This window comes from Allorhodopirellula heiligendammensis (genome assembly GCF_007860105.1).
GTDB lineage: Bacteria > Planctomycetota > Planctomycetia > Pirellulales > Pirellulaceae > Rhodopirellula > Rhodopirellula heiligendammensis.
This window is the reverse complement of the sequence record NZ_SJPU01000002.1, coordinates 1,265,340-1,287,207: the sequence shown is the minus strand read 5'-3', so window position 1 is coordinate 1,287,207 and position 21,868 is coordinate 1,265,340. Positions and strand designations below refer to the sequence as shown.

Sequence of the window (21,868 nt, the reverse complement as noted above, 5' to 3'; positions counted from 1 at the left end):
ATCCGTTACTCCATTGCCAAGCTGAAAACAGGTGAATCCAGCGGACGGTAGTCGGGGCAGTGGGGTCATCACTCTAGTCCGCGAAGCGCTGCGATGACATCGTCAGGTTCAGCGCGATGGCGGTAATCAACGTTGACGTATCGCCATCTCACCACGCCATCGCGCGAAACGACGAATGTCGCGGGGATCGGCAGCACGTTGCCACTGCCATCATTAATCTTCGTCAGTTCGAGGCCACGGTCGTTTTGCATGTGATCGAGAATCAACTCGGGGACTTCCCAAGCGACACCATACTGCGAGGAAACCTGCGCACTTTGGTCCGACAGCACGGTAAATTGGAGCTCCGCCTTTTCGATCAACGACAGCGATCCATCGGGAAACTCCGGACTCACCGCAATCAGCTGGCCTCCAAACTCCGCAATCTCGGCCAAACGATCCTGCATCGCACGAAGTTGCAAATTGCAATAAGGACACCAACTGCCACGATAGAACATGATCACCACTGGTCCGTCAGCGAGTAAATCCGACAACTCGATCAGTTCACCATTGGCATTGGGCAGAACAAAGCTCGGAGCGGGCTGGCCAACCGCAATCGCATCATTGCCTTCTCCAAAATCGCGAGCCCTGTTCAAAAGGGACTCAATTTGGTCCGCAAACTCAGGATTCGCTTGCTGTAGCTTGGCGAACTGCGTCGTGGTTTGATCACGTAAAGTTGTCATTGAATACCTCGAGTGTTGACGCTGGCACGCGCCAATGGCCTGCTGAGTGAATTGCTTTCGCTATCCGAATGTACAAATGCCCCCCTGAACCGCCAGTGAGGGATGAGCTGGACCGCATCGCTGGCGCATCGCGTCTGTAAATCAACAGGAAGATAGCCCGACGGCGGCTTGGAATGGGTAGTGGACCAGTCGGTCACTCCTGCCGGCAGAACATGGCGTGATCGGTGATACAGACGTTGCAATGAAATCCGTTGTCATCCGCCGCAAAATCGACTCGATACTTCCGGCGACTCCCGCGTCGTAGACGAATACGGGAGAACGCATCGGATGATTGATTCCATTCGATCCTCTGGTCACCTTTCCCTCTTCGATCCCCTACAGCACAGCAGAAAAAGCTCTCAGGGGTGCATGAACGCGCGGACTGCTGAAAAACCAGTTGACACCTCGCGACATTACGATACATTTAAGTCATCACCCACCGGAGACTCACCATGGCACCGAAGAAAGCGGACACGAAACCGACCAAGCCGGCGGGGAGTGTTGAAGAATTTGCCGAGGCGGCAGAGTGTTTGAAGGCGCTGGCACACCCCGTTCGCCTCCGGATCGTCCAGTTGCTGCTGCACGGCCGATATACCGTCGGTGAGCTGGCCGCTGATTGTGGGATCCCCGACAACGTGGGATCAGAGCATTTGCGGTTACTTCAGCGATGTGGTTTTTTAGTGAGCGATCGCGAAGGTCGGCGGGTGTACTACAGCGTGGCAGAGCCTCACTTGGAACAACTGATGGCCTGCATCGAAGGACGATTCCTGTCAGCCAAGGCTAAGCTCGAATAGCGATGGGCAGAGATAACGAACAGTTTCTATTTCAAAAACAAATCGTCACCTTGCGATATATCGTCAACACGATTTGTTATTAACGCACTACTGTGGAGTTTTGGAGATGCAATCGATTGACGTCAAGCGGCTAGCCGACCGGGCTGCCGACCGAGAGGTAGAGCTGATCGATGTGCGGACGCCGGTGGAGTACCGTCAAGTGCACGCCGCATACGCACGCAACCTTCCCCTGGATTCGCTCGACCCACAAGCTGTTGCCACCAGCCGACAGCGAAATTCGGATGAACCGCTTTACGTGATCTGCCAAGGCGGGAATCGTTCGAGCAAGGCGGTACAAAAACTCATCGAGGCGGGTGTTGAGCACGTCGTCAACGTCGACGGGGGCACCTCGGCATGGGTTGACGCGGGGCTACCGGTGGTCCGCGGTAAGCAAGCGATCTCGCTGGAACGCCAAGTCCGAATCGCCGCGGGCTCGCTCGTTTTACTCGGCGCGATACTCAGTTTCTTCGTGCACCCCTACTTCATAGGACTGTCGGCATTCGTGGGTGCAGGATTGATGTTCGCAGGCATCACCGATACCTGTGGCATGGGCATGATGCTGGCGAAGATGCCCTGGAACCGCTGCGGAGATAGCGGTTCCTGTTCGGTTTGATGATGGGCGGGGATCACTTTGCCAAATCAATGGCAAAGTGAATTAGACAACGATGTTAGCAATAACGAAACAGCGGAACGGGAGTGATTGACTATGAAGATTGTGATCATTGGGGGAGTTGCTGGCGGGGCGTCGGCGGCGGCACGAGCTCGGCGGTTGAGCGAAGAGGCTGAAATCATTGTCCTGGAACGCGGGCCTCATCCCTCCTTTGCCAACTGCGGGCTGCCCTACTACGTGGGTGGCGAAATCGCATCTCGCGATAAACTGCTCGTCGCGCCCGTCGCGATGCTGCGGCAGCGACATCGGCTGGACGTCCGCGTCCGTAGCGAAGTCACGCAGATTGATCGCGACAACCAGACCGTGTCGGTTCACGATCTTGATTCAGGCAAGACCTATATCGAATCGTACGACAAGCTCATCATTGCGACGGGTGCCTCGCCATTTCGGCCACCGATCCCTGGCATCGAATCATCCCGGATCATGGAACTGCGTGATTTAGGGGATGCCGATCGCATGCATGAAGCCGCAACGGCGAGAGCCAAACAGGCGGTCATCGTGGGGGCGGGATTCATCGGTATCGAAGTTGCTGAGAACCTCGTTCGCCGAGGCATGCATGTCACCATCGTCGAATTGGCCGATCAGATCCTGCCACCCTGGGATCGCGAAATGGCGATGCCGATCGAAGCGCACCTCCGAAAACACGGCGTCGACATCCGCCTGAATGAATCTGTCCAAGCGTTCGAGGAAACCGAACATGGACTGACGGTGCAACTGCAGTCGGGGGAAACACTATCCGCAGACTTCGCGGTAGTGAGCATCGGCGTGCGGCCTGAGAGCCAACTGGCAGCTGACGCTGGGATCAAGTGTGGGGAACGCGGTGGGATCCGGACGAACGCGCAGATGCAGACCAATGATCCCAATGTCTATGCGGTGGGTGACGTCTGCCAAGTGAGCTGTTTTGTTTCGAAGGCGACGGTTCAAATTCCGCTCGCGGGCCCCGCCAATCGTCAGGGCCGCATTGCTGCGGATCATATTTTTGGACGAATGTCAGCGTACCGTGGAACGCAAAGCAGCGCCGTGGTGGGGGCATTTGAGATGACCGCAGCGATGACCGGCCTCAGCGAGAAGCTCTTAAACCGTGCCGCATTGAACTATGAGAAAGTCTACATTCACCCCTCGGACCACGCGGGCTACTATCCCGGCGCAACGCAGATGACATTGAAGCTGCTCTTCGATCCACAGGACGGTGCCATCTTGGGCGCCCAGTGCGTTGGCACCAACGGAGTTGACAAGCGGATCGATGTGCTCGCGATCGCAATTCAAGCGGGCATGACAGTTTATGACTTGGAAGAAGTCGAACTCTGCTACGCGCCGCAATATGGCCATGCCAAAGATCCCATCAACATGGCTGGCTTCGTCGCCTCAGGCGTACTCCGCGGTGATCAACCGATCGTTCATCTCGACACCCTGCATCCGTCAACCAGGGATGAGCCCTTCCTGCTCGACGTTCGCACGGAACAAGAATTCGCCGCCGGCCACATCCCTGGCGCAACTAACATCCCGTTGGAAACGTTGCGTGAACGCACCGGTGAACTTCCTGTCGACAAAAAAATTGTCGCGTATTGCCAGGTTGGCCAGCGCGGATACATGGCAACGCGAATCCTGATCCAGCGCGGATACGAGGCCGCTAATCTGAGCGGTGGTTATCGGCTCTGGTCCAATAGCATGATTGACCGTGCTGACTGAAGTCCCCGCAAACCGATCAGAACGGACGCAGCGAGGGTGCTGAGCAATTGAGATGGGAGGGCGCATCCCGAACGGGAGGGCGTTCCCCGAACGGGAGGGCGTTCCCCGAACGGGAGGGCGATTCCCGAATGGGAGGGCGTTCCCCGAATGGGAGCGTGCGCCACGAAGTATCGCTATGCGGTTTTCGGCTTGCTCAACGAGCTGAGCAAACCGATCATGGCATGCACGCTGGACAGCTTCCCTGTCTCCAGCTGGGTGTGATAGGACGAGGTGGGAAGCTGCAGCGTGGTTCCCCCAATCTCGCCCGCAGAAGCTTGGATCAGTCGCCCCAATTCGGTGCGACCGAGCGACATCGGTTTCTCGCGAGTGCGATTGAGTTGCTCGATGTAGACGTCCTTATAGCGGTAGGTCACGCCGAGTTGCTCACACTTTTGCTGCAGCTCGTCAGTCAGTTTGGCATCGAACTCCCCATTGGAATCACGATGCCGCAGGACGACATCTTGCGCATCCAAATCATCAAGGGTCGGAAAGGGGCTGGTATCGAGCACGATTAACCGATCGGTTTTCACGTTGTGACGCTGAAACCATTCCGCTGCAAATCGCCAGCTTCGGCCGGCTTCCTCGCCAGCGGTGAACAACGCGGTTCCTTGAAAGCCAAGCCGGATCAACTCGATCATTATCGCCACCGAGACGACGTTGTCGAGCTGCGCCGAGATATAGCCGTCGGCCTCCTTCAACCGGTCTAGAAACGCCACCGGCGTGCCGGGCTGGAGAAAGTCCAAGCCATCAAGTTCGAAAATTAGATTCTTGCGACGGGGGCAAATATATGATTGGATAATCTTGCCCTGGCCGAGGTACGAACCCGCGTAAGGTGTGTGTGCTTGGACACGCTGCCCATGAAAACGTCCCGCGATCGTTTCCATGAACTGCTCGGAGATCGAATCACCGTTCAGTTCACCGCGATTTCCAGCAATGAACGCGGCATACTGAAACTCGTTGGGGCCCGTGCACATCAGACCGTGGCGATCGACATGTGCCGACAGGTACATGCTCTCGGGCTCGCTGCCCTGGGCGACGAGCAGCCCGTGATAGCGCGTCACCCGAACTGGAAACTCTTCGAGTTCCCGGCGCAGTACGCGAAAGAAAGCGTCCTCCATGCCAACGACGGAGGGTTCGCGAACCAGCGCCCGCAGCAAATGCAAGAAGTCTGTCATGATGGGGCTGGTTCAAGAAGTGCCTCGAGACGATTGTCCCGAGCGTGCAAACCGGTCTCAGAGGAGAGAAAGCAATCTCGGAAGGGACGACCGTCCCTTCCGACGAAACAGCAATCGCTCCGCAACTCTACTTAGCGGCGGCAAAACGCGCGGCTACCGCGTCCCAGTCGACGACATCGAAGAAGGCGGTGATGTAATCGGGGCGGCGATTTTGGTAATGCAGGTAGTAGGCATGCTCCCAGACATCCAATCCCAGGATGGGAGTGCCTGCGATCCCGGCAACCGCTTCACCCATCAGTGGGTTGTCTTGGTTGGCGGTGCTACCGACCTTCAGTTTACCATCGGCAACGTACAGCCACGCCCAACCGCTGCCAAACTGAGTCGCTCCAGCATTCGCAAACTGCTCTTTGAACTGGTCAAAGGATCCGCAAGCGGCATCGATGGCGGCAGCGAGTTCGCCCGTGGGACTGCCGCCCTTGCCGGGACCCATCACGGTCCAGAACAGCGAGTGATTAGCATGTCCGCCACCGTTGTTACGAACAGCGCCGCGTTTATCGGCAGGAACTGCCGACAGGTCCGAGATCACGTCTTCAATCGGTTTCGAAGCCAGATCGGTGCCCTCCAGGGCAGCGTTGACCTTGGTAATGTAGGCGTTGTGATGCTTGGTATGGTGAATTTCCATGGTCCGAGCGTCAATGCTGGGCTCGAGTGCGTCGTAGGCGTAAGGTAATTCAGGAAGGGCGTAAGCCATGATGTTTCCGGTTGATGGAGGAAGAATCGGGACAGGTCCATAGCGAAGGAGTTGCGAGCAATCCGCGTACCCAGTCGCGACAGCATTTCGCCGCCTCGCGAAAGCGAAAGAATAAAACGCGCCGAATCCAGGGAAGCTACCCTCGCCAGACGGTGAAATCCGTGTGCTGGCGAACGCAGCGAAGCGGTTGATTCATTCGCTGTCGCCCAGTCGATTCAAAAATCGATCCGGTGGCGAATCTCATGCATGTCTCTGTAACGTCCGTCCACCATAGCAGGTCACTCGGGGAGCGCGTATCGGTGGCGTTGTCGACTCGGCCGCCCAGCGATGGGCGGAGCGATGGACTAAGCCTACGGGCGGACGTGGAAGCCCCTTTTCGAACTCCGCTCGCCCCGCCAGAGCGGCGATTTACTTGGACTGGCGATCTCGCTCGCGCTGTCGCTCTTGGTCGATGTTGTTGACCTTCGCGTCCGCGTTGACACTCTGGCCAATCGCATGAGCGAGTCGGCCAAGCATGGCAAAGTAAATAAATTCAGCTGCGACACCCACAAAAATACCGATCACGGCCGCCAGGGGCGCCGGAAACAGGCTCGCGAATGCGAAGATCAGAAATGTGAAGAAAAACACAACTCCCGACGAGAAGTAAAACCCACCCCAAGCTTCCTCGCATCGCGTGACGCTGCGGCCCACGTCCGGCGAGAATGGCATGAAGACGGTCTGCATATCGAGCATCGAAAGCAGCACGAATGGGAAGATCAAAAACGTGGAAATCATCGCCATGCACACGGTCGTCAGGGAGGGGCCAAACGTCATGTAGCCGATGAAAAATCCAGGCCCATAGGCCAGACCCGCCGCAGCGAAACAGAACACCGTCGGCGCCAGCCATTCCATCGGCTCAAGCGTAATCGGCCAGTCATCAACGGATTCTTCCTCATTGGCGATCGATTGCATGATCGTGAATCCACACGCGAGCACGATCGCCCCAAAGAACGCGCCAGCGGCGTACAGACCGACCACGAGCATGTCGGAGTCGATGCTCAGCACAAAGAACGCCACCACCGACGCGATGGCAGAGAGAATCAACCAGTGCGCGACGACGCCAATCTGTGTAAAGATGCCGAACACCGCGCGCGCCCAATCACGGATCCGAGGGACATCGAGATCTGGCTTCGGTTCCGCTTTCTCCGTTTTGGACGCAGCTTCCAGGTACTCGTTGGCGGATTTCCGAAAAGGATCTGCTGGCCGATCAGCGGCATCTTTCAGCGGCGTGAACTGAAATGCAGGGGCCTCGGTCATATCGATTTGAACTTTTCGCGCCACCCGCGGTGGCTTCGGCACTCGCACCATGGTGAAACAGTCACGGCAGCGGATTTGTTTACCGGCCTGTTTTGCTGTGACGTCGTTTTGAGTACCGCAGGTGGGGCAGCGGACTCGATATTCGGTTTGGTACTCGATCTTCTGCCCGTCGGAATTCGTTCCCGCCGGCCGCTCGTCAAACGTGCTCCCCAGATCGTCCTCTTTCTCAGTCGGCAGACGGTCTTCGTCCCAGGTATCCGCCGCGGCGGGAAAGTCCGCCAGCGGGTCCGGGTCGTCCGGTTGACTAACCTCGCCGGGAACCCCGGCGAAGTTTGGCGTTACCGGGGGCACAGGTGGCAAATCGCCCAGGTTCAGCCAATCGTCGTCGTCATCATCCAAATTCGACGAGGTGGATGCTCCCAGCGCCCCTGCAGACGTCCCGCTGGGAGCATCGCCCACCCCAGGCACGATGAAGGACTGTCCGCAATAGGGACAATCAATGCGATTACCCCCAGCAGCTTTGCGAACATCGACAGCAGTTTGACACTGCGGGCACTGCACCGTTTGGGGCACGTTGGCTATGCCTCCAGCACTTCTGTTTCGCGTGCTTTTGCGGAATCATTGACTGTCGTCTCGTACTTCTTTGTTAACTCTTGGACCTGTTCCTTGCAGCGGTCGCGATCGTCCTCGGTCATTTCGTTGTCTTTCTCGGCGAGATCGGCAGCCTTGTTTGCGTCACGCCGGATGTTGCGAATCGAAATTTTGGCTTCCTCACCGAGTTCCTTGATACGGGCCACCATTTTCTTGCGAACTTCGGTCGACAGCGGTGGGACGTTGAGCCGGATCACGCGGCCATCATTTTGGGGGTTCAATCCCAGATCGCCTGCTACCAGGGCCTTCTCGATCTCCTTGATGGTGGTGGCGTCGTAGGGCCGGATCAAGATCTGCTGCGGCTCGGGGGTGCCAATCGACGCGAGTTGCTTCAGCGGCGTGAACGAGCCGTAGACTTCGACTTTGATCGATTCCACTAAACCGGGGTTGGCTCGGCCGGTACGGACGCCTGCCAAGTTGTTCGAAAGCACAGAGACGGCTTTTTCCATCCGCTCTTCGGTGTCCATCATTATTTCATCGCTGGTCATATCAATCGTCTCCTGCAGAGGTGGAATTCAAGGCTATTGAGTTTGCGAATCACTGGGTTGGCCAATCCAGGTGCCCACGGTTTCGCCGCGAACGGCACGCACGATGTTACCTTCGCGTTTGAAATTAAACACTAAAATCGGTTTTCGATGTTCGTTGCACAGAGCGATGGCCGTGGCATCCATGACCCGTAGTTTCTTAGTGAGCACGTCTTGGTAGCTGAGTTGATCGTAGAGTACGGCATGGGGGTTGATTTCAGGGTCGTCGCTGTAGACCCCGTCCACGCGCGTCGCCTTCAAGATGACGTCGGCATCGAGTTCCAGGGCGCGCTGCGCAGCGGCGGTATCGGTGGTCACGAAGGGGCATCCGATGCCACCCGACAGAATCACCACGCGACCCTTTTCGAGATGACGAATCGCCCGCCGGCGGATGAATTTTTCAGCGACCTTGTCTACCGGTAAGGCGCTCATCACACGGGTCGGCAGCCCAATGGCTTCGAGCGCATCTTGCAATGCCAACGAGTTGATCACCGTGGCCAGCATCCCCATGTAGTGCGCGGTGGCCTCGCCAACGGTCGCGTTGGCACCGGAGAACTGCGCCCCGCGGAGGATGTTTCCCCCGCCGTTGACAACCGCGATCTGGCAGCCGGATGCGTGGGCCAGTTTGATCTGGCCGGAGATCGTGGCCATCTCGGTGCCGCTGATCCCACGTTTTCCAGATTCAGCCAAACTCTCGCCACTGAGTTTCAAAATCACGCGGCGATATCTTAGGTCAGCGGGTTCAGACACGTTTTGAGTTCGTTCAAAGAAAAGGTGGAACAGTAATTTGTTCCCACAATAACGCTTGGGAGGCGCATTTAGAACATGGGGCAGCTCCTGGGAAGCAGAACACTAAGGCAGGCTCGCCGCAGACGCCGACGACATACTTAGCGGTCGGTTTGGGTGGTTTATATGGGCGACAGCAGCCGATTGAGTGTAATGCTGGAGCTTTTTCTCGCCCGAACGCATTTTAATTCCTACACTTAGGTACATGGAATGGAATCCGATCTGTTTTCCCAATCAGATTTCGCCCATTTCCCCAGAGACTTCCAATAACTGTCACGACCCATGCAAGTCATCCCAGAACCGGAATCAGATCGCTCGACTGCGGTCGGGTCTTATCCCACTCATGCGCCTGCCTGGGAGGGGGGTAAGCATGAAACAACCGACATGTTGGCGGCGGTGTGGCGATATCGCTGGGCGGTGCTGATCCCCGCAGTGCTGGGCTTGGTGGGCGGGCTACTGATGTACCTGAAGACCCCGGAAACGTTTCAGTCGTCGACCCGACTGATGTTTGAGGCCAATCGCCCGGCGGTGATCAACACCATGACCGGCGATATTGTGGGCGGGGTGCCCTCGGTGGAGATCCTGCGATCTCAACTGTTCAGCGACACGGTGATGGAGAATGCGTTTAGAAACCCGAGTTTCGAGATCTTCCGCGACCGATTTCAAAATCGCTCCGGGAGCTTTGCCGGGATGTCAGCGAGCGCATTGAAATTCCATACCGATCTGCAAGACGCACGGTCAGCATCCTCGCTCGTGGCCACGTTGAGTTTCGAAGGTACGGACCCCGATTTGTGTGAAGCGGCCGTGAAGTCGTTCAGCAGCTCTCTGCAGAAAATGTTCGCCGAGAAGCATAAAACTTCACGTAGCGAATTGATGCGACTGATCACCGTGGCGACCGATCAACTGCAGCCTAAGATGGCGAAGCTTGAGCAACAGTATCGCGACTTTCGCACCCAGGCACCGTTGGTTTGGAACGAACAGGGCGTCGCGGTGAATCCACACCGCGAGCGACAGCTCTACCTCACCGGTCGCCGCAGCGAACTGTTTGAGGAATTGCGGCAAAGGTCGGTCGAGTTGACCGCCATTGAAACAATCTCCAAAGAAGCCAAAGACCCGCTGGTGCGTCTGTCGATCATTGGCCAATTGGTAGGCCGAACGTTTGCGATCCCCCAAGCGACGCACTTCAACCAGGACATGCGTGAAAGCGATACGGAGTTGAAACAGCTGGAATTAGATCAAAAGCTCGTGCCGTTGATGATCGAGCGAAACAAGTACGCGGCCGAATTTGGCGAACAGCATCCGACCGTCAAAGCCCTCGATACCGAGCTGACGATGATGAAGAGCGAATTGACTCGGCTCGTCACCGAACAGACCCAGCGGATCATCCAGTTGATGGACGAGAACCGCGTTGAGGGCATCGACCCGGGCGTGCGAGCCCAGGAATCCGTGGATGTCATCTTGATTGCTGCCAAGGCGGAAGTCGATCTGTTGAAGGAACAGATTGCCGAGATCGACGCCCAGGTCACCACCGAGAAAAGTGAAGCGATCAAACTTGCAAAATACGAACAGGAGAACATGGCCCTGCTACGTGAGATCGAGCGAAATCGCGAGCTGAGCAATCAACTCGAGGAACAGATGGCGCGGATCGAATTGACGGAAGAAGAGGGGGGGCTGCGTGTGTCCGAACTGCGGGCACCCAGCGGTGCCTACCGAATCGGGCCGAACATGGCAAAGATGCTCAGCGTTGGGGCGCTTCTGGGTGTCGCAGTCGGAATGGGCTTAGCATTGCTGCTGGAAAAGAACGCGAACACGTTCCGCGACCCCGATGAAGTGATCGCAGCGGTAGGCGCCCCCGTCTTAACGCACGTCCCATTCTTCAAGGGTAAAGTCCGCAAGGGCAAGCCCGACAACCCCAATCCGTTCGAAGAACTCGACCCGCATTTAGCAGTAGTCCACACGCCATCGTCGGTGCCTGCCGAAGCGATTCGCTCCTGTCGAACCTCTATTTTCTTCGAACTCGCGGGAGTTCCGACGGGTAAAATCCTGCAGGTTTCGAGCCCCTTGCCGGGCGACGGCAAGTCGACAATTTCGGGAAATTTGGCGTGTAGCATTGCCCAGAGCGGCAAACGCACGCTGCTGATCGACTGTGACCTTCGCCGCCCCCAAATCACCGATAACTTTGGCAGCGCCGAGAAACAGGGACTGACCGATGTTCTCAACGGCACCTGTGATCATGTCGATGCGATCCACGATACGCCACTGGCAACGTTAAAGCTGATGCCCTCAGGCCCCATTCCTGCGAACCCAGCCGAGGCACTCTCACTGCCGGAAATGAGCGAACTACTGGACTTGCTCCGCTACGAGTTCGATTACATCGTCTTGGACACGCCGCCTCTGCTCGTCGTAACAGACCCCAGTATCTTGGCAAGTATGGTCGACGGCGTCGTGCTCGCATTGAAGATTCGTCGCAAAAGCAAGCCAAACGTCAAAGAGGCTGCTAACATCTTGCGAAACGTGGGCGCAAGCATCATTGGCGTTGTGATCAATAACTCCGACGAGTCGAGTGCGAGTGACGGATACAAAGGGTACGGTTATTACCGCTACACGCGGCACACGAATCGATACTATCGTAAGACCGCGGACAATGGCGCACGCGGAGGGACACTGCGGACACCTGTCATGGTCTCCGGGCGGGGCAGCATCGAGCAATCCGCCAACGTCGCCAAAGCTCCTGTCGCCGAAGCCCCCCTCGCCGAAGCCCCCGTCGCGAACCTGGCCTCTCCTTCAATCAACGGTCACGGGCCCTACGAGACGAACAATGGCTCGCACAACTAACAGCGGATTGATCAGGAATTAACAATGAGTTTGGACGAAGCACAAGTTGACAGGACTGTTGTTGCTGCCCAACGGGTAAAGCCCCAACTAACCGCTACGGCTGATTCGATTTCCGTCGCAAGATCTGTGTGGACGTGGTTCTGGGTGGGGTTGCTGGTGGCATGCCTACCCATGCTGGCTATCTACTTTACGCGGATGTGGCGACTGGAGCAGTACCAGTACTTTCCGTTTGCGATTGGGATTGTCGCGTGGCTGGTATGGACCCGTAGCGACCGCCGATTCTATCCACCCGCGAACCTGATCAGCCTAGCTGCACTGGCTCTCGGAGGAATTGCCTTCGCCGGCGGCTTGGTGCTGCGTTCGCCCTGGTTCACCGCGATCGCCTTCTTCTTCTTTGCCAGCGGTTGCCTGGCGAGCATGCGTAGTCGCAGTGGTAGCTCACTGCTGACGCTGGCCCTCCCCTTGGTGCTGCTCGTTCGCATGCCGTTGGGCTACGACCAACTCCTCGTCATTGAATTGCAGCGAATCACGACGGTACTATCAAGCCTGCTGCTCGATGTTGTCGGGGTACCCCATGCGGTCGATCACAACGTTATCCAACTTCCCGGCCGTGAACTGTTCGTCGCTGAAGCATGCAGCGGGATCCAGTCTGTCTTCACGCTCGCGTTCCTCAGTACTCTACTAATCGCGATCTACCATCGGCGGCTCTGGCTGGCCCCATTTTATTTAGCCATCGCGTTGATCTTGGCGGTTGCTGGCAATGTGCTGCGGGTGACCATGGTCGCGATCGCCGATAGTTGGTGGGGTGTGGATTGGGCTACGGGCTGGCCACACGATCTGTTGGGGTACACCACACTCGGGCTGTCCTCCCTATTTCTGGTATCATTCGATCAATGGATCGTGTCGTTTCTGCATCCGACGAGTCAATCGTCTGGTGCCTCCGATCACAATCCTGTCATTCAGTTTTGGAACTGGATTGTCGATGATGGCTCGACCGAGGACATGGTCGAGCGGTATTACAAGTCGGGGACTGCCGCAACCGTGGTGGCTGAACCGGCATACCGAATCAAGCTGCGTAGCTGGATGAATCGCCTGCAGGTCAAGCCCGCCTTGATCGCCACGGTTTGCTTGTCGGTTATCTTGTTGGGCGTCACCACCACCCGAGCACTTTCAGTCGCGCCAATTGCAGTTGACGGCGGCTCGGGCATGTTTGTCGAAGGCTTGATCTTTGATCCTTCCGATGGACTCTTTCAAGGCGTGTCCGATGACTTTGAGTTAGTCGATCGGCAGACATCACGCGACAATGAAAATCCAATTCTTGGTTGGAATTCCGATACATGGCGTTATGGCCGCCCCCGTGAATCCGTTGTTGGTCAATTCACCATCAGTCAAACGTACTCGCGTTTTCATGAGCTATGCATCTGCTATCAAGGGCTGGACTGGTCTCTGTTGGATCGCTATCGCCGCGATATTACTCCCCAGACGGAAGCCTTTGTGCAGGTGGAGGAAGAGCCTGTGGGAGCTCCCGTCGCCTACGCCCTCTTTACTAATTCGGACGGCGCACATGGTTACCTGTGGTACGCCTCGGTTTCCGAGACGGGCAAGATGATGCAGCCACCGGAGCGTCCGGGACGTTTGGGGTCTCGATTAGCTGATTCCTTGGACGGAGATGACAGCGAGTCCAATGAGCCCATCATGATGTTGCAATTGTGGGTGACCGCCGCGGATCAACTCGATGCTTCTACGACAGCCCGAATCACCCGTGACTTTGCGTCGATTCGGCAAACGGTCGCGGACCAAATTACGAAGGGGGCAACCAAATGATCCAATATCTTAATCCGCTGCAATGGATGAAGTGGTGGGGCCAGTTTCTCTTCGAATGGTGCGTTTCCATCCCATGGCGGCAGGTATCTGCTGGCCTACCGGCAATGTTCCTGGTAGGAGTACTCGCTGTGCTTGGATATCTGGCCTATAGCGATGGTGGGTCGTGGCGACGAAATTTGGTCAAGCAACAGCAGCAAGAGGCATTTCAAAAAGAAGATTTCGCTACCGCCGCACTCTTGTCGCATCGGCAGATCAACGCAGGCAACGATACCAGTGATAATCTTTATCGATTGGCGATCGCTCAGTACCAACTCGATAAAAAAGACGAGGCCATTGCCGTGATGCGGCAACTGGTGGCGCGGCGCCGAGACGACCAGGCCGCTCTGTGGTTGGCCAAGGAACTGTACTCAGGAAAATCTTGGGCTGATCTCAGCGTCCCCGAGCGTACTGACTTCGGTAGTCTGCTGACACTGCTCTCCAGCGAGCGTCCCGATGATATGGTCGTGAAGCTAGCGTACATGGATTACTTAACCGCTAGCGGGAGATACGCCGAGGCGATCCCCTTGTTACAGCGTTTAGCAACGATCCGCCCCATGTACGGCTGGCAGGCGGCGATCTTGGCTCGACAAATTGGCGATACCGATCTCGCCACACGCCTGGCATCGACCACCTTAGAAACCATGCAGAAATTACACAGTGAAGAGCCCGCCAATCCTGCTCTCGCGATTGCCGTCGTGCGAAATCAAATTTTCTTAAATCGTCACGCCGAGGCCGTTCAGGTCCTGGCCGATTCGATTGCGAGAATGAAAACCGCCGAAGAACAACAAGCCCTGCGTCAAGCAATGGGTGACACGATCGCCGCTTGGGTGTCGGAGATTAAATCGCAACCCAACACCACCGCTGCTGAACGACTGCGAGTTCTTAAGCTGCTGCAAGTGGCCCTGCAATATGCACCGAACAATCCCCAGGTGTTGACCCTGGTTGCCGATCAGGTGCTGGCAACTCTTAACAGTTCGGACGCCGACGTCGTCGAAGTTCGCAATGCTCTGGTGCAAGGCACTTCGCCTGGTATCGCGCACTTCATTCGTGGTACCACAGCGATGATGAATGATGATGTCGAATCTGCTCAACGGCATTTGAAACTTGCGGCAGAGCACTTACCCAACAGCAGTGCGATCCTCAATAATTTGGCCGTGGCACTCGCTCAGCAGGGCGAGGAACATCTTGAAGAAGCCCTGAAGCTCAGCTCGCAAGCGATCAAGTCGGTTGATCAACCAAGTCCGTATTTCTACGAGACCCGTGGCCAGATCCTGTTTAAGATGAAGCGGTATCTCGATGCGATCCCCGATCTTGAACGCGCTCTGGCAGTCGACGCACTTGCAGCGAATGCCCATCTAGCGCTCGCCGAATGCTACGAAAATCTCGGAGAGCCTGATCTGGCCGCCGACCATCAATCAGCCGCTGATCGACTCAAGGCTGCGACGCCACAGACGCCAGAGGAGTCGAAGCCAGCACCAGCGTTAGCCCCCGAATCGGACCCAGAGCAAGCGGAGGCTCCCGAAGACCAGCAGACGGCGACTCCGCAAGAAGCCTCTGAAACTTCCCCGTGAGGGCGGTAGAGCAACTGCTTTCAATGCATCGCTGAGACGCGCAGACATTCATGTTTGCCGTCTCGGCTTCTTCGCGGGTGGTTTCTCTGCACACCAACCACATAGGGTGGCACCAATCTGTCAGAATGGGGTGATCGGTTTGGGAACTTACTCGGTCATCGATGGGAGTGCAGATTCATGGTGGAGCAGTCGGAAGTTGCGTGGTTGCCTGGAGAACGCGACTATCAGATCGGGTTGCGAGACGGCAAACTGGTTTGTCGCAACCCCAAGGGCAAGACGCTCGCATCAGTTCCGAAATGGCTGAAAGAGTCCGAGGCTGCAGAGTCACTGCGGGCGTTGGCGGAATGGCTCGACGATCATCGCAGCGAATGCCTGCACCAAGTCGAACGTTGGATGCTGCGATCATTGTCAATCCCACGCGAGGTACTGCAGGAGATCTGGCCGGACTCCGATTGGCAGGCCAGTCTGAAAAACCTCGTCGTCGCTCCCGTTGATGCTCGGGGGAAGGCGGATTTCGAGCAGACCGGACTCTTACGCGACGTCGATGCCAAACGCGGTTGCGGCGTGATCGATTTAGACGGGGAAACCCAGTGGCTTAAGTCACCGGCCCTGATGGTGCCCCATCCCATCTTGATCGCGGATCTTGCCGAACTACGTGAACTCGCCAGTGATCTGGCCATTTCGCAAACGATCGACCAACTCTATCGACCGGTCAATCGAGCAACCGCCGAGCAGCGAGATCTGAAATCGATCAATGACTACTCCGACGGTATGTTCGAGCAGCTCAACTTTGCCTTAGCGCTCTGTCGCCGCCTGGGCTATCCCGTTCGCGGGGGCTACGCCACGTGCCGAATCTGGGAGAGCGACACGATGACCGAAGCTCGGTATTACGTGGGTGACGAGTATCCCGAGTCGGAAACCTATACTGGCCAATTGGTGTTCGTCGACGCGAGTGAGCGAGCGGTAAAAATTGGCGATCTCGGCGCGGTGACCTTCAGTGAGGGAGTCCGCATGGCGGAGGCTATTTTTGCGAAACGAAAGGTCGAAGAATCGGCGGAGGAAAACACATGAGCAGCGTGAAATCGAAGCCAACAAAGGCGCCCCAATCCAAACAGAAACCCACACCTCAAAAGAAAACTGCTCAGCAAATTCGCTGGGATGCTCAACTGGCGGCAGGAGGGATGGTTGCCCCGACAGCTAAAGTTGATGAAAGTGCGACCGAGAAAGTCGTTGCGCGACGTTACACCGGGACGGCTCTGGGTGATCGTGTCGTCGTGCGACTGAGCGCCGACCGCTTGGGCCCGGCGGAAGATTTGGCTATGGAGTTTTTGGGCTTACAGCCTGACGGCGAGAGCAAGCCGATAGCCCGGCAAAGCCGCCAAGCACTGGGATTTGCGAGCTGGGCATTGATCAACCATCCAGAGAATGCCAAGGACGCACTTGCGCTCGTCAAACGCATCAAAGCGGCCGGGCGCAAAGCCAAGTCGAAACCAGGTCACGCGATGGACGCGTTTGTCGAAATGGCGGCTGAGCTGAACCGATCGGTTCGACATTTCCTGCCGCCGTTTTGGGAAGAGGTTGCGAGGATCTACAAGGATCTGGGCAACACGACCTATGCGGGACGGGCGATCGGCAAAGCTCTCGAAGCGGAGCGGGTGCACTCGCTCGATGTCGACCCCCATCGACGCCGTGACGCTGTGCTCGAGTTCACACTCAGCGGCTGCTTATCGGGCAAGGCCTTGACGGAGTACACGCGAGATCTCGCAAACCAATTCGAGCCGGCCGAGGCATTCGAGACACTATCGGATCTGACGGTGCGTCGAACCCTGGGTGGGATGCCACCGATGGCGACGGCTGCCACGGATCTTTCCAAATTTGCAAAATCTGCGGGCAAAGATGCCGACGCGGAGATAGATGCATTCTTACTTGCAGTGATTTCATCACCGGCGATGGCGCGAGCATCCATGCAGTTTTGGAAATCTGTGAAGAAGAACGTCGCCAGGCTTGTTGCTTACGACGACGCATTTGGCATGTGGCTGCTCGCCCACACCGACCCACAGTCGTCCTACCGTTGTGATAGCCCCGTGTGGGCGTGGTTGGATTTGCTGGACCAGTGGAACGTGCTGCCGCTACTGGCCAAACCGGCGTCCGAGTTACCCGCAGAGGTTGAAATTCCTGGTGGCCGCGCCGGCTGGATCGGGCGACTGGCATCGGTGGAATCATCGCCCAATCCCCGTGTTTTTGATTTGATTGCCCAGACGGCAGATGTGATTCGCGCCGCGGACGTGCCGATTTCACTCACGCGTCGAGGCTACTACGGCGGCGTTCTCGACGTGGATGTCATCGAGCTGATACTGGAATTGGGGTTGCCCATCGCCTTCACAGCGGATCATCGAGGATTGGACTTTGACGGTTGGTTACGCGCCGACGTCGATCACGACCGCCGCAATTCGCAGCTCCGCCATCTGATTGCCGATGAGCGATTCGGCCCCAAGGTGTATTCGCAGTTGGAAGCGTTGGTCACCTTTACCGGCCGCACTCCCGATCGGCATTCGTACGGGCGGACCGTGGCAGCTCAGCGCAGCTTTGAAGAGGCGGCGGCAGGTCACGATGCGGTCGGCGAGTTGTGGTGGCGGTTTCTCGATGACCACGTCAAACGTCTCGAGACAGGTGGTCTGCGTGACGTCGAAGAGAGCCTCAACGTACTGGCGAAGTGCGCGGGACGAACGACTGGGGAACAGTTTCCGGAATTGGGGAGCAGGTTGTCTAACGTCGATCTCGTCGCGGCGCTTCATCGCACCCTGGCCGCAGGCGTTCTCGATGAATACGGCTGGCCAGCCCTCGATGAATTTGGTGATGAGCAGAAACTGCCGAAGATCTCCGAATATCGATCCAAGGCGGTCGCCAGCTTCCCATACCTTACGATGCTGCTGAACAATAAGGTGGAGTCCTTCGGTCCCGACGGCCACCATACACTTGGCGAGTTCACGTTGGGTAAAAACCAGCGTCTTGAGAAGATGGTGCGCGTGGGCGATGACGCTGTCCTCGGACTGCTCGATACCAGTTCCGGTTACGAGTACAAAATCGCGTGGTTGAGTGAAGGTGGCAGAAGCAAACCGACCAGCCAGTATTTCTACGGTCTGAACGTCGACGCGTTGATACCGTACGACGGCGGCGTGTTTTACGGCACCCGCGTGTTGCATGCCGGAGACGATTTGCTACCGAATTCGCGACACTGGTTTTCAGATGGTGAACGATTCTGGAATCAGCAGGATCAGTACCGAGCTTGGAACGAGTTCGATGACGATGAAGAGGAGACTGCCGCGGATGCCGCCAAGCGTCTCGGCCTGCAGGAGATCGATCCGCTTACCGGAAACGTAATCCGAGAGAGTGTGCCGCCGTGGTTCGAAGAACACCTGCCCGCTGGCGGTAGGATTAGCTGGTCGACGTCCCACCTCATGCCAGCCCCCCATGCCGTGAAATCATCACCGCTCGGTGTTGCCAACGGAATGCTCGGTTTGCGCATTGTCCGACGGCGCGACCATCAGTACGAAAGTCTTAGCATTGATGGGCGCAGCGCCGTGCTCGCTCCCGGGCCCTCCGCAACCGACGAGATGCATTTTGCAGCGGCGATTATCGATAAACCTGCGAGTGACTCCCACTGGGTCATTTCCAATAGCGACGAACTCATCGATCTCGATACGGGCATAAGGATCGGATCACTTACGGGCAATCTGACTCGTTATCGTGAAGGCCAACCGATCGCCCTGCCGCCGCTGTTCCTGCACTTCTTTCAAGTGCGATGCGCGACGAGCTCGAAAAAGTTACGCCAGATTACAGTGGCGCAAAGTAAGAAGCTGTTTGCTGCTGGTGGCATCGAGCACGAAGCACTTAAAACCAAAGAGGATCCAGCGCATCCCGACGCCAACCGCACCGCCACCGGCGCGGCAGTGAGCAAATTACTGCCGAAAGCACCGCCACGATTGGTGACCGGCGTGGCCCGCATCGCCCGTGCGGCCGCCGTCGAACAGATTTCACTCAACAAATTGACTCGGCAAGTGTTGGGCGAGCCCATCGACGGGACACCCACAACCGAAGCCAATGTGAAGAGCTCCAATCTTCAGGCATCGAGTGAAGCGATTCGCAATGGCTTGGCGGAGCTCTACATTCCGTTTGCGCAAGGCATGGTACCGCAGCCCTACCGGGGCTATTACCACGATGCGATGGATCCGGCACAGCTGACAACAGCGGTTGAATTTTTTCGCGGGGGCCCCGTGGAACGTTTGCCCAAAGGTGGCAGCTGGTATTTCGGAATGCTCGACGATGCAGCGGCAGTGGCATGGAAACTTTTTTGGCAGCATGGCCACACTGGAGCCGACGATGGGGTCCCCGTCCCGCAGCGACTGACCGGTGATTGGATCGAGGCGCTTCGGTTTGTTGCCGATTGCGGCATCCTCGATTTACCTGGCGAGTTTGTCGTGCATGTCGCCGATTCCCCTGAGGAGGCAACTTACAAAAAGCTCGTCAAGGCTGGGAAAGCACCTAGCGATGATCGCGCGATTGCAATTGTTGAAGGCAAGACACGGCATATCGCCTATAAAGTGGGCAACTACCTCACTGAGAAAGTCGTGGCCCTCTCCTATGCTGAAAAAGGCAGCCCCAAACCCCCTAAGGGATTCGCGATCGAACACACGTTGCCGCTGCGTAAGCTGTGGAAGGGCAACGCTCTACATCACTTTCTCACGGCAGTCGCTGAAGTCCAATCACTGCCCCTAGTCCCACTCGAAAAGCTTGAGTCCGCCGCCGAACAATTGGGGGTATCTCCGATTCAAGTGGCGCTCGGTTGGATGGGAAATTTCCGCACGCAGCTGTACGGTCAAGAGAAACTCACCAAGGAATTGCGAGCACACTACGGATGGAAGGTTAATGAGATCAAGACGGCGGTGACAGCCGCCGAGGCCGATCCAGTTTCACTATCGGTTTTAGCCTCCGGTTGCCGTCGCAATAGCGCAGGTGCTCTGGGCAAGAGTGTCGACATCACCTTCCGGTTCATGGTCGACGCTTGGAAACAAACTCGCCAAGCGACGGTTCATCTGCATGCCGATTTAATTGGCCAGATGCAGTCGCTACGGACAGGCTATCAGCCACTGGACACTAAATTACTAAGCGAACTGCTGGCTGATCCAGGCTCGTCACCGGTATTGCTGCCCCGCCAGCTGCATTTCGGGTATGAAACCAAACACCGCCAAAAAATGCTCAGCGGGACGCTTACCCCACCCATGCCTTTCAGTATCAATGCGGTATTACCGAGCCTGCCTGACGCGATTGCCTTTCTGAACTACCGCTTGCCGCATGGCGATGAAGCACGTAGGAAACTGCCCGGTTTGATCGATGCGGTACGCGCGTACTTCGAGCATCCGCACGTAGTTTTGCCGATGGGATGCAGTCGGACCGAGTCATACCGGGCCGACCAAACCACAGACGTCGAAGGCACCGTCGGTAATTTTTCAACGCGGATTGCGAAGTGCGAACAGACCGAAGATGGCTACTATCGTTTCGACAGCGGATTGGTGGTGGGCGCGGTCATGCCACCCGCTGCCGACTTGTGGTTCCGCCCAGCCAAGTTACTCACCGAGAAAGACTCAGCCGACTTGCATGCCGCCGCAGCGTTGACGTTTGACTGGGAGACAGACGGCACCGAACATCTGCAATTCGCAGATTGTGTTCGCGCCATGCGTCGCGACGAAATGAGTGGAATTCGCGATAACAATGACGATGGTGCCCGCGAACTGTCGATTGCTGACGGTGCTTGGGAACAGGATCCGCGAATTTCAGCGACTGACACGGTGTCACAAGTGATGCAGCAGCTCAAGATCAGCGAAGACGCTGCCACGATGTATCTGCAGTTGCTCGCACTGCACGATTGCACCTACGCGAACATTAAGTTGTGGAACGCCTGGACAACGACACGCTTGAAGGCGGTGGCCCAGGAATTAGTCGATGGAGAATACGTTGTTACTGCCAAACGCAGCCGCGCCGGACGAGACGTTTTCTTGCCCGGTGGCTGGGAGCCGCTCAAACTCCCAAACCTACCTATTGAAACCTGGAAACTTGTCATGTTCGGCTATCAAAACACGGATCGCCTTCGTGGCGGGTATGCAAGCTTGATCGTCTGTCCGCGCTGTGTTGGCGATCAATTTCGCTTGGCGTGGCAGCGCATTGTCGATGGTGATTCACCCAAATATGAAGAGACGATGTCATCGTAACACCGTCACTCCGAGACGCTGAGTTGATGGCCGCGGTGATAGATCCTATCGCAGATCTGTCGCGTGAAGGGAACGTTTAACAAGATTCAACCCCGACGCGGGTTCGCCACCTATCTCGATCGTATGGATGGGCCGCGACTCGTATTTTTGCTTAAGAAATC

Annotated in this window: 14 protein-coding genes; 8 read left to right on the top strand and 6 right to left on the bottom strand. The window is 56.8% G+C overall.

Annotated elements, in window-relative coordinates; genetic code table 11:
- Nucleotides 1-68: 68 nt before the first annotated feature.
- Nucleotides 69-719, bottom strand: coding sequence for a peroxiredoxin-like family protein (locus Poly21_RS15195; RefSeq protein ID WP_146407798.1), 651 nt, complete (start codon nt 717-719; stop codon nt 69-71).
- 491 nt (nt 720-1,210) lie between these two features.
- On the opposite strand from Poly21_RS15195, the gene Poly21_RS15185 reads away from it, so the two are divergent.
- From Poly21_RS15185 to Poly21_RS15175, 3 genes are all read left to right on the top strand, one after another.
- Nucleotides 1,211-1,552, top strand: coding sequence for an ArsR/SmtB family transcription factor (locus Poly21_RS15185; RefSeq protein ID WP_146407796.1), 342 nt, complete (start codon nt 1,211-1,213; stop codon nt 1,550-1,552).
- A gap of 106 nt (nt 1,553-1,658) precedes the next feature.
- Nucleotides 1,659-2,204 carry a rhodanese-like domain-containing protein gene (locus Poly21_RS15180; protein ID WP_146407795.1) on the top strand — a complete coding sequence of 182 codons (546 nt, stop codon included), beginning with the start codon at nt 1,659-1,661 and terminating at the stop codon, nt 2,202-2,204.
- Nucleotides 2,205-2,297: 93 nt separating this feature from the next.
- Nucleotides 2,298-3,950, top strand: coding sequence for an FAD-dependent oxidoreductase (locus tag Poly21_RS15175; protein ID WP_146407793.1), 1,653 nt, complete (start codon nt 2,298-2,300; stop codon nt 3,948-3,950).
- A gap of 173 nt (nt 3,951-4,123) precedes the next feature.
- Here Poly21_RS15175 and Poly21_RS15170 read toward each other — a convergent pair whose 3' ends face one another.
- The 5 genes from Poly21_RS15170 to pyrH form a co-directional block, all read right to left on the bottom strand.
- The gene (locus Poly21_RS15170; RefSeq protein ID WP_146407792.1) at nt 4,124-5,164 is read right to left on the bottom strand and encodes a peptidase M42; all 1,041 of its coding nucleotides are present in this window, start codon (nt 5,162-5,164) and stop codon (nt 4,124-4,126) included.
- 127 nt (nt 5,165-5,291) lie between these two features.
- The gene (locus Poly21_RS15165; RefSeq protein ID WP_146407791.1) at nt 5,292-5,915 is read right to left on the bottom strand and encodes a superoxide dismutase; all 624 of its coding nucleotides are present in this window, start codon (nt 5,913-5,915) and stop codon (nt 5,292-5,294) included.
- A 408-nt stretch (nt 5,916-6,323) separates the two neighbouring features.
- Entirely contained in the window at nt 6,324-7,784 is a 1,461-nt protein-coding gene (locus Poly21_RS15160; protein ID WP_146407789.1) for a hypothetical protein, read from the bottom strand.
- 5 nt (nt 7,785-7,789) lie between these two features.
- On the bottom strand, nt 7,790-8,350 hold the full coding sequence (frr, locus tag Poly21_RS15155) for a ribosome recycling factor (RefSeq protein ID WP_146407788.1): 561 nt from the start codon (nt 8,348-8,350) through the stop codon (nt 7,790-7,792).
- Between the two features lie 33 nt (nt 8,351-8,383).
- The gene (pyrH, locus tag Poly21_RS15150) at nt 8,384-9,136 is read right to left on the bottom strand and encodes a UMP kinase (protein WP_146407787.1); all 753 of its coding nucleotides are present in this window, start codon (nt 9,134-9,136) and stop codon (nt 8,384-8,386) included.
- A gap of 318 nt (nt 9,137-9,454) precedes the next feature.
- Here pyrH and Poly21_RS15145 point away from each other — a divergent pair, with 318 nt between their 5' ends.
- From Poly21_RS15145 to Poly21_RS15125, 5 genes are all read left to right on the top strand, one after another.
- On the top strand, nt 9,455-12,007 hold the full coding sequence (locus Poly21_RS15145; protein ID WP_146407786.1) for a polysaccharide biosynthesis tyrosine autokinase: 2,553 nt from the start codon (nt 9,455-9,457) through the stop codon (nt 12,005-12,007).
- Between the two features lie 24 nt (nt 12,008-12,031).
- Nucleotides 12,032-13,831, top strand: coding sequence for an exosortase U (gene xrtU, locus Poly21_RS15140; protein ID WP_146407785.1), 1,800 nt, complete (start codon nt 12,032-12,034; stop codon nt 13,829-13,831).
- Nucleotides 13,828-15,441 (top strand): tetratricopeptide repeat protein, encoded by a 1,614-nt coding sequence (locus Poly21_RS15135; RefSeq protein WP_146407784.1) that lies wholly within the window; start codon nt 13,828-13,830, stop codon nt 15,439-15,441. Before xrtU ends, Poly21_RS15135 begins: the two co-directional genes overlap by 4 nt.
- Before the next feature lie 177 nt (nt 15,442-15,618).
- Nucleotides 15,619-16,512: a DUF4132 domain-containing protein gene (locus Poly21_RS15130; RefSeq protein WP_146407783.1), complete on the top strand. Its 894-nt coding sequence runs from the start codon at nt 15,619-15,621 to the stop codon at nt 16,510-16,512.
- The gene (locus Poly21_RS15125) at nt 16,509-21,707 is read left to right on the top strand and encodes a DNA-binding protein (protein WP_146407782.1); all 5,199 of its coding nucleotides are present in this window, start codon (nt 16,509-16,511) and stop codon (nt 21,705-21,707) included. Before Poly21_RS15130 ends, Poly21_RS15125 begins: the two co-directional genes overlap by 4 nt.
- Nucleotides 21,708-21,868: the final 161 nt, after the last annotated feature.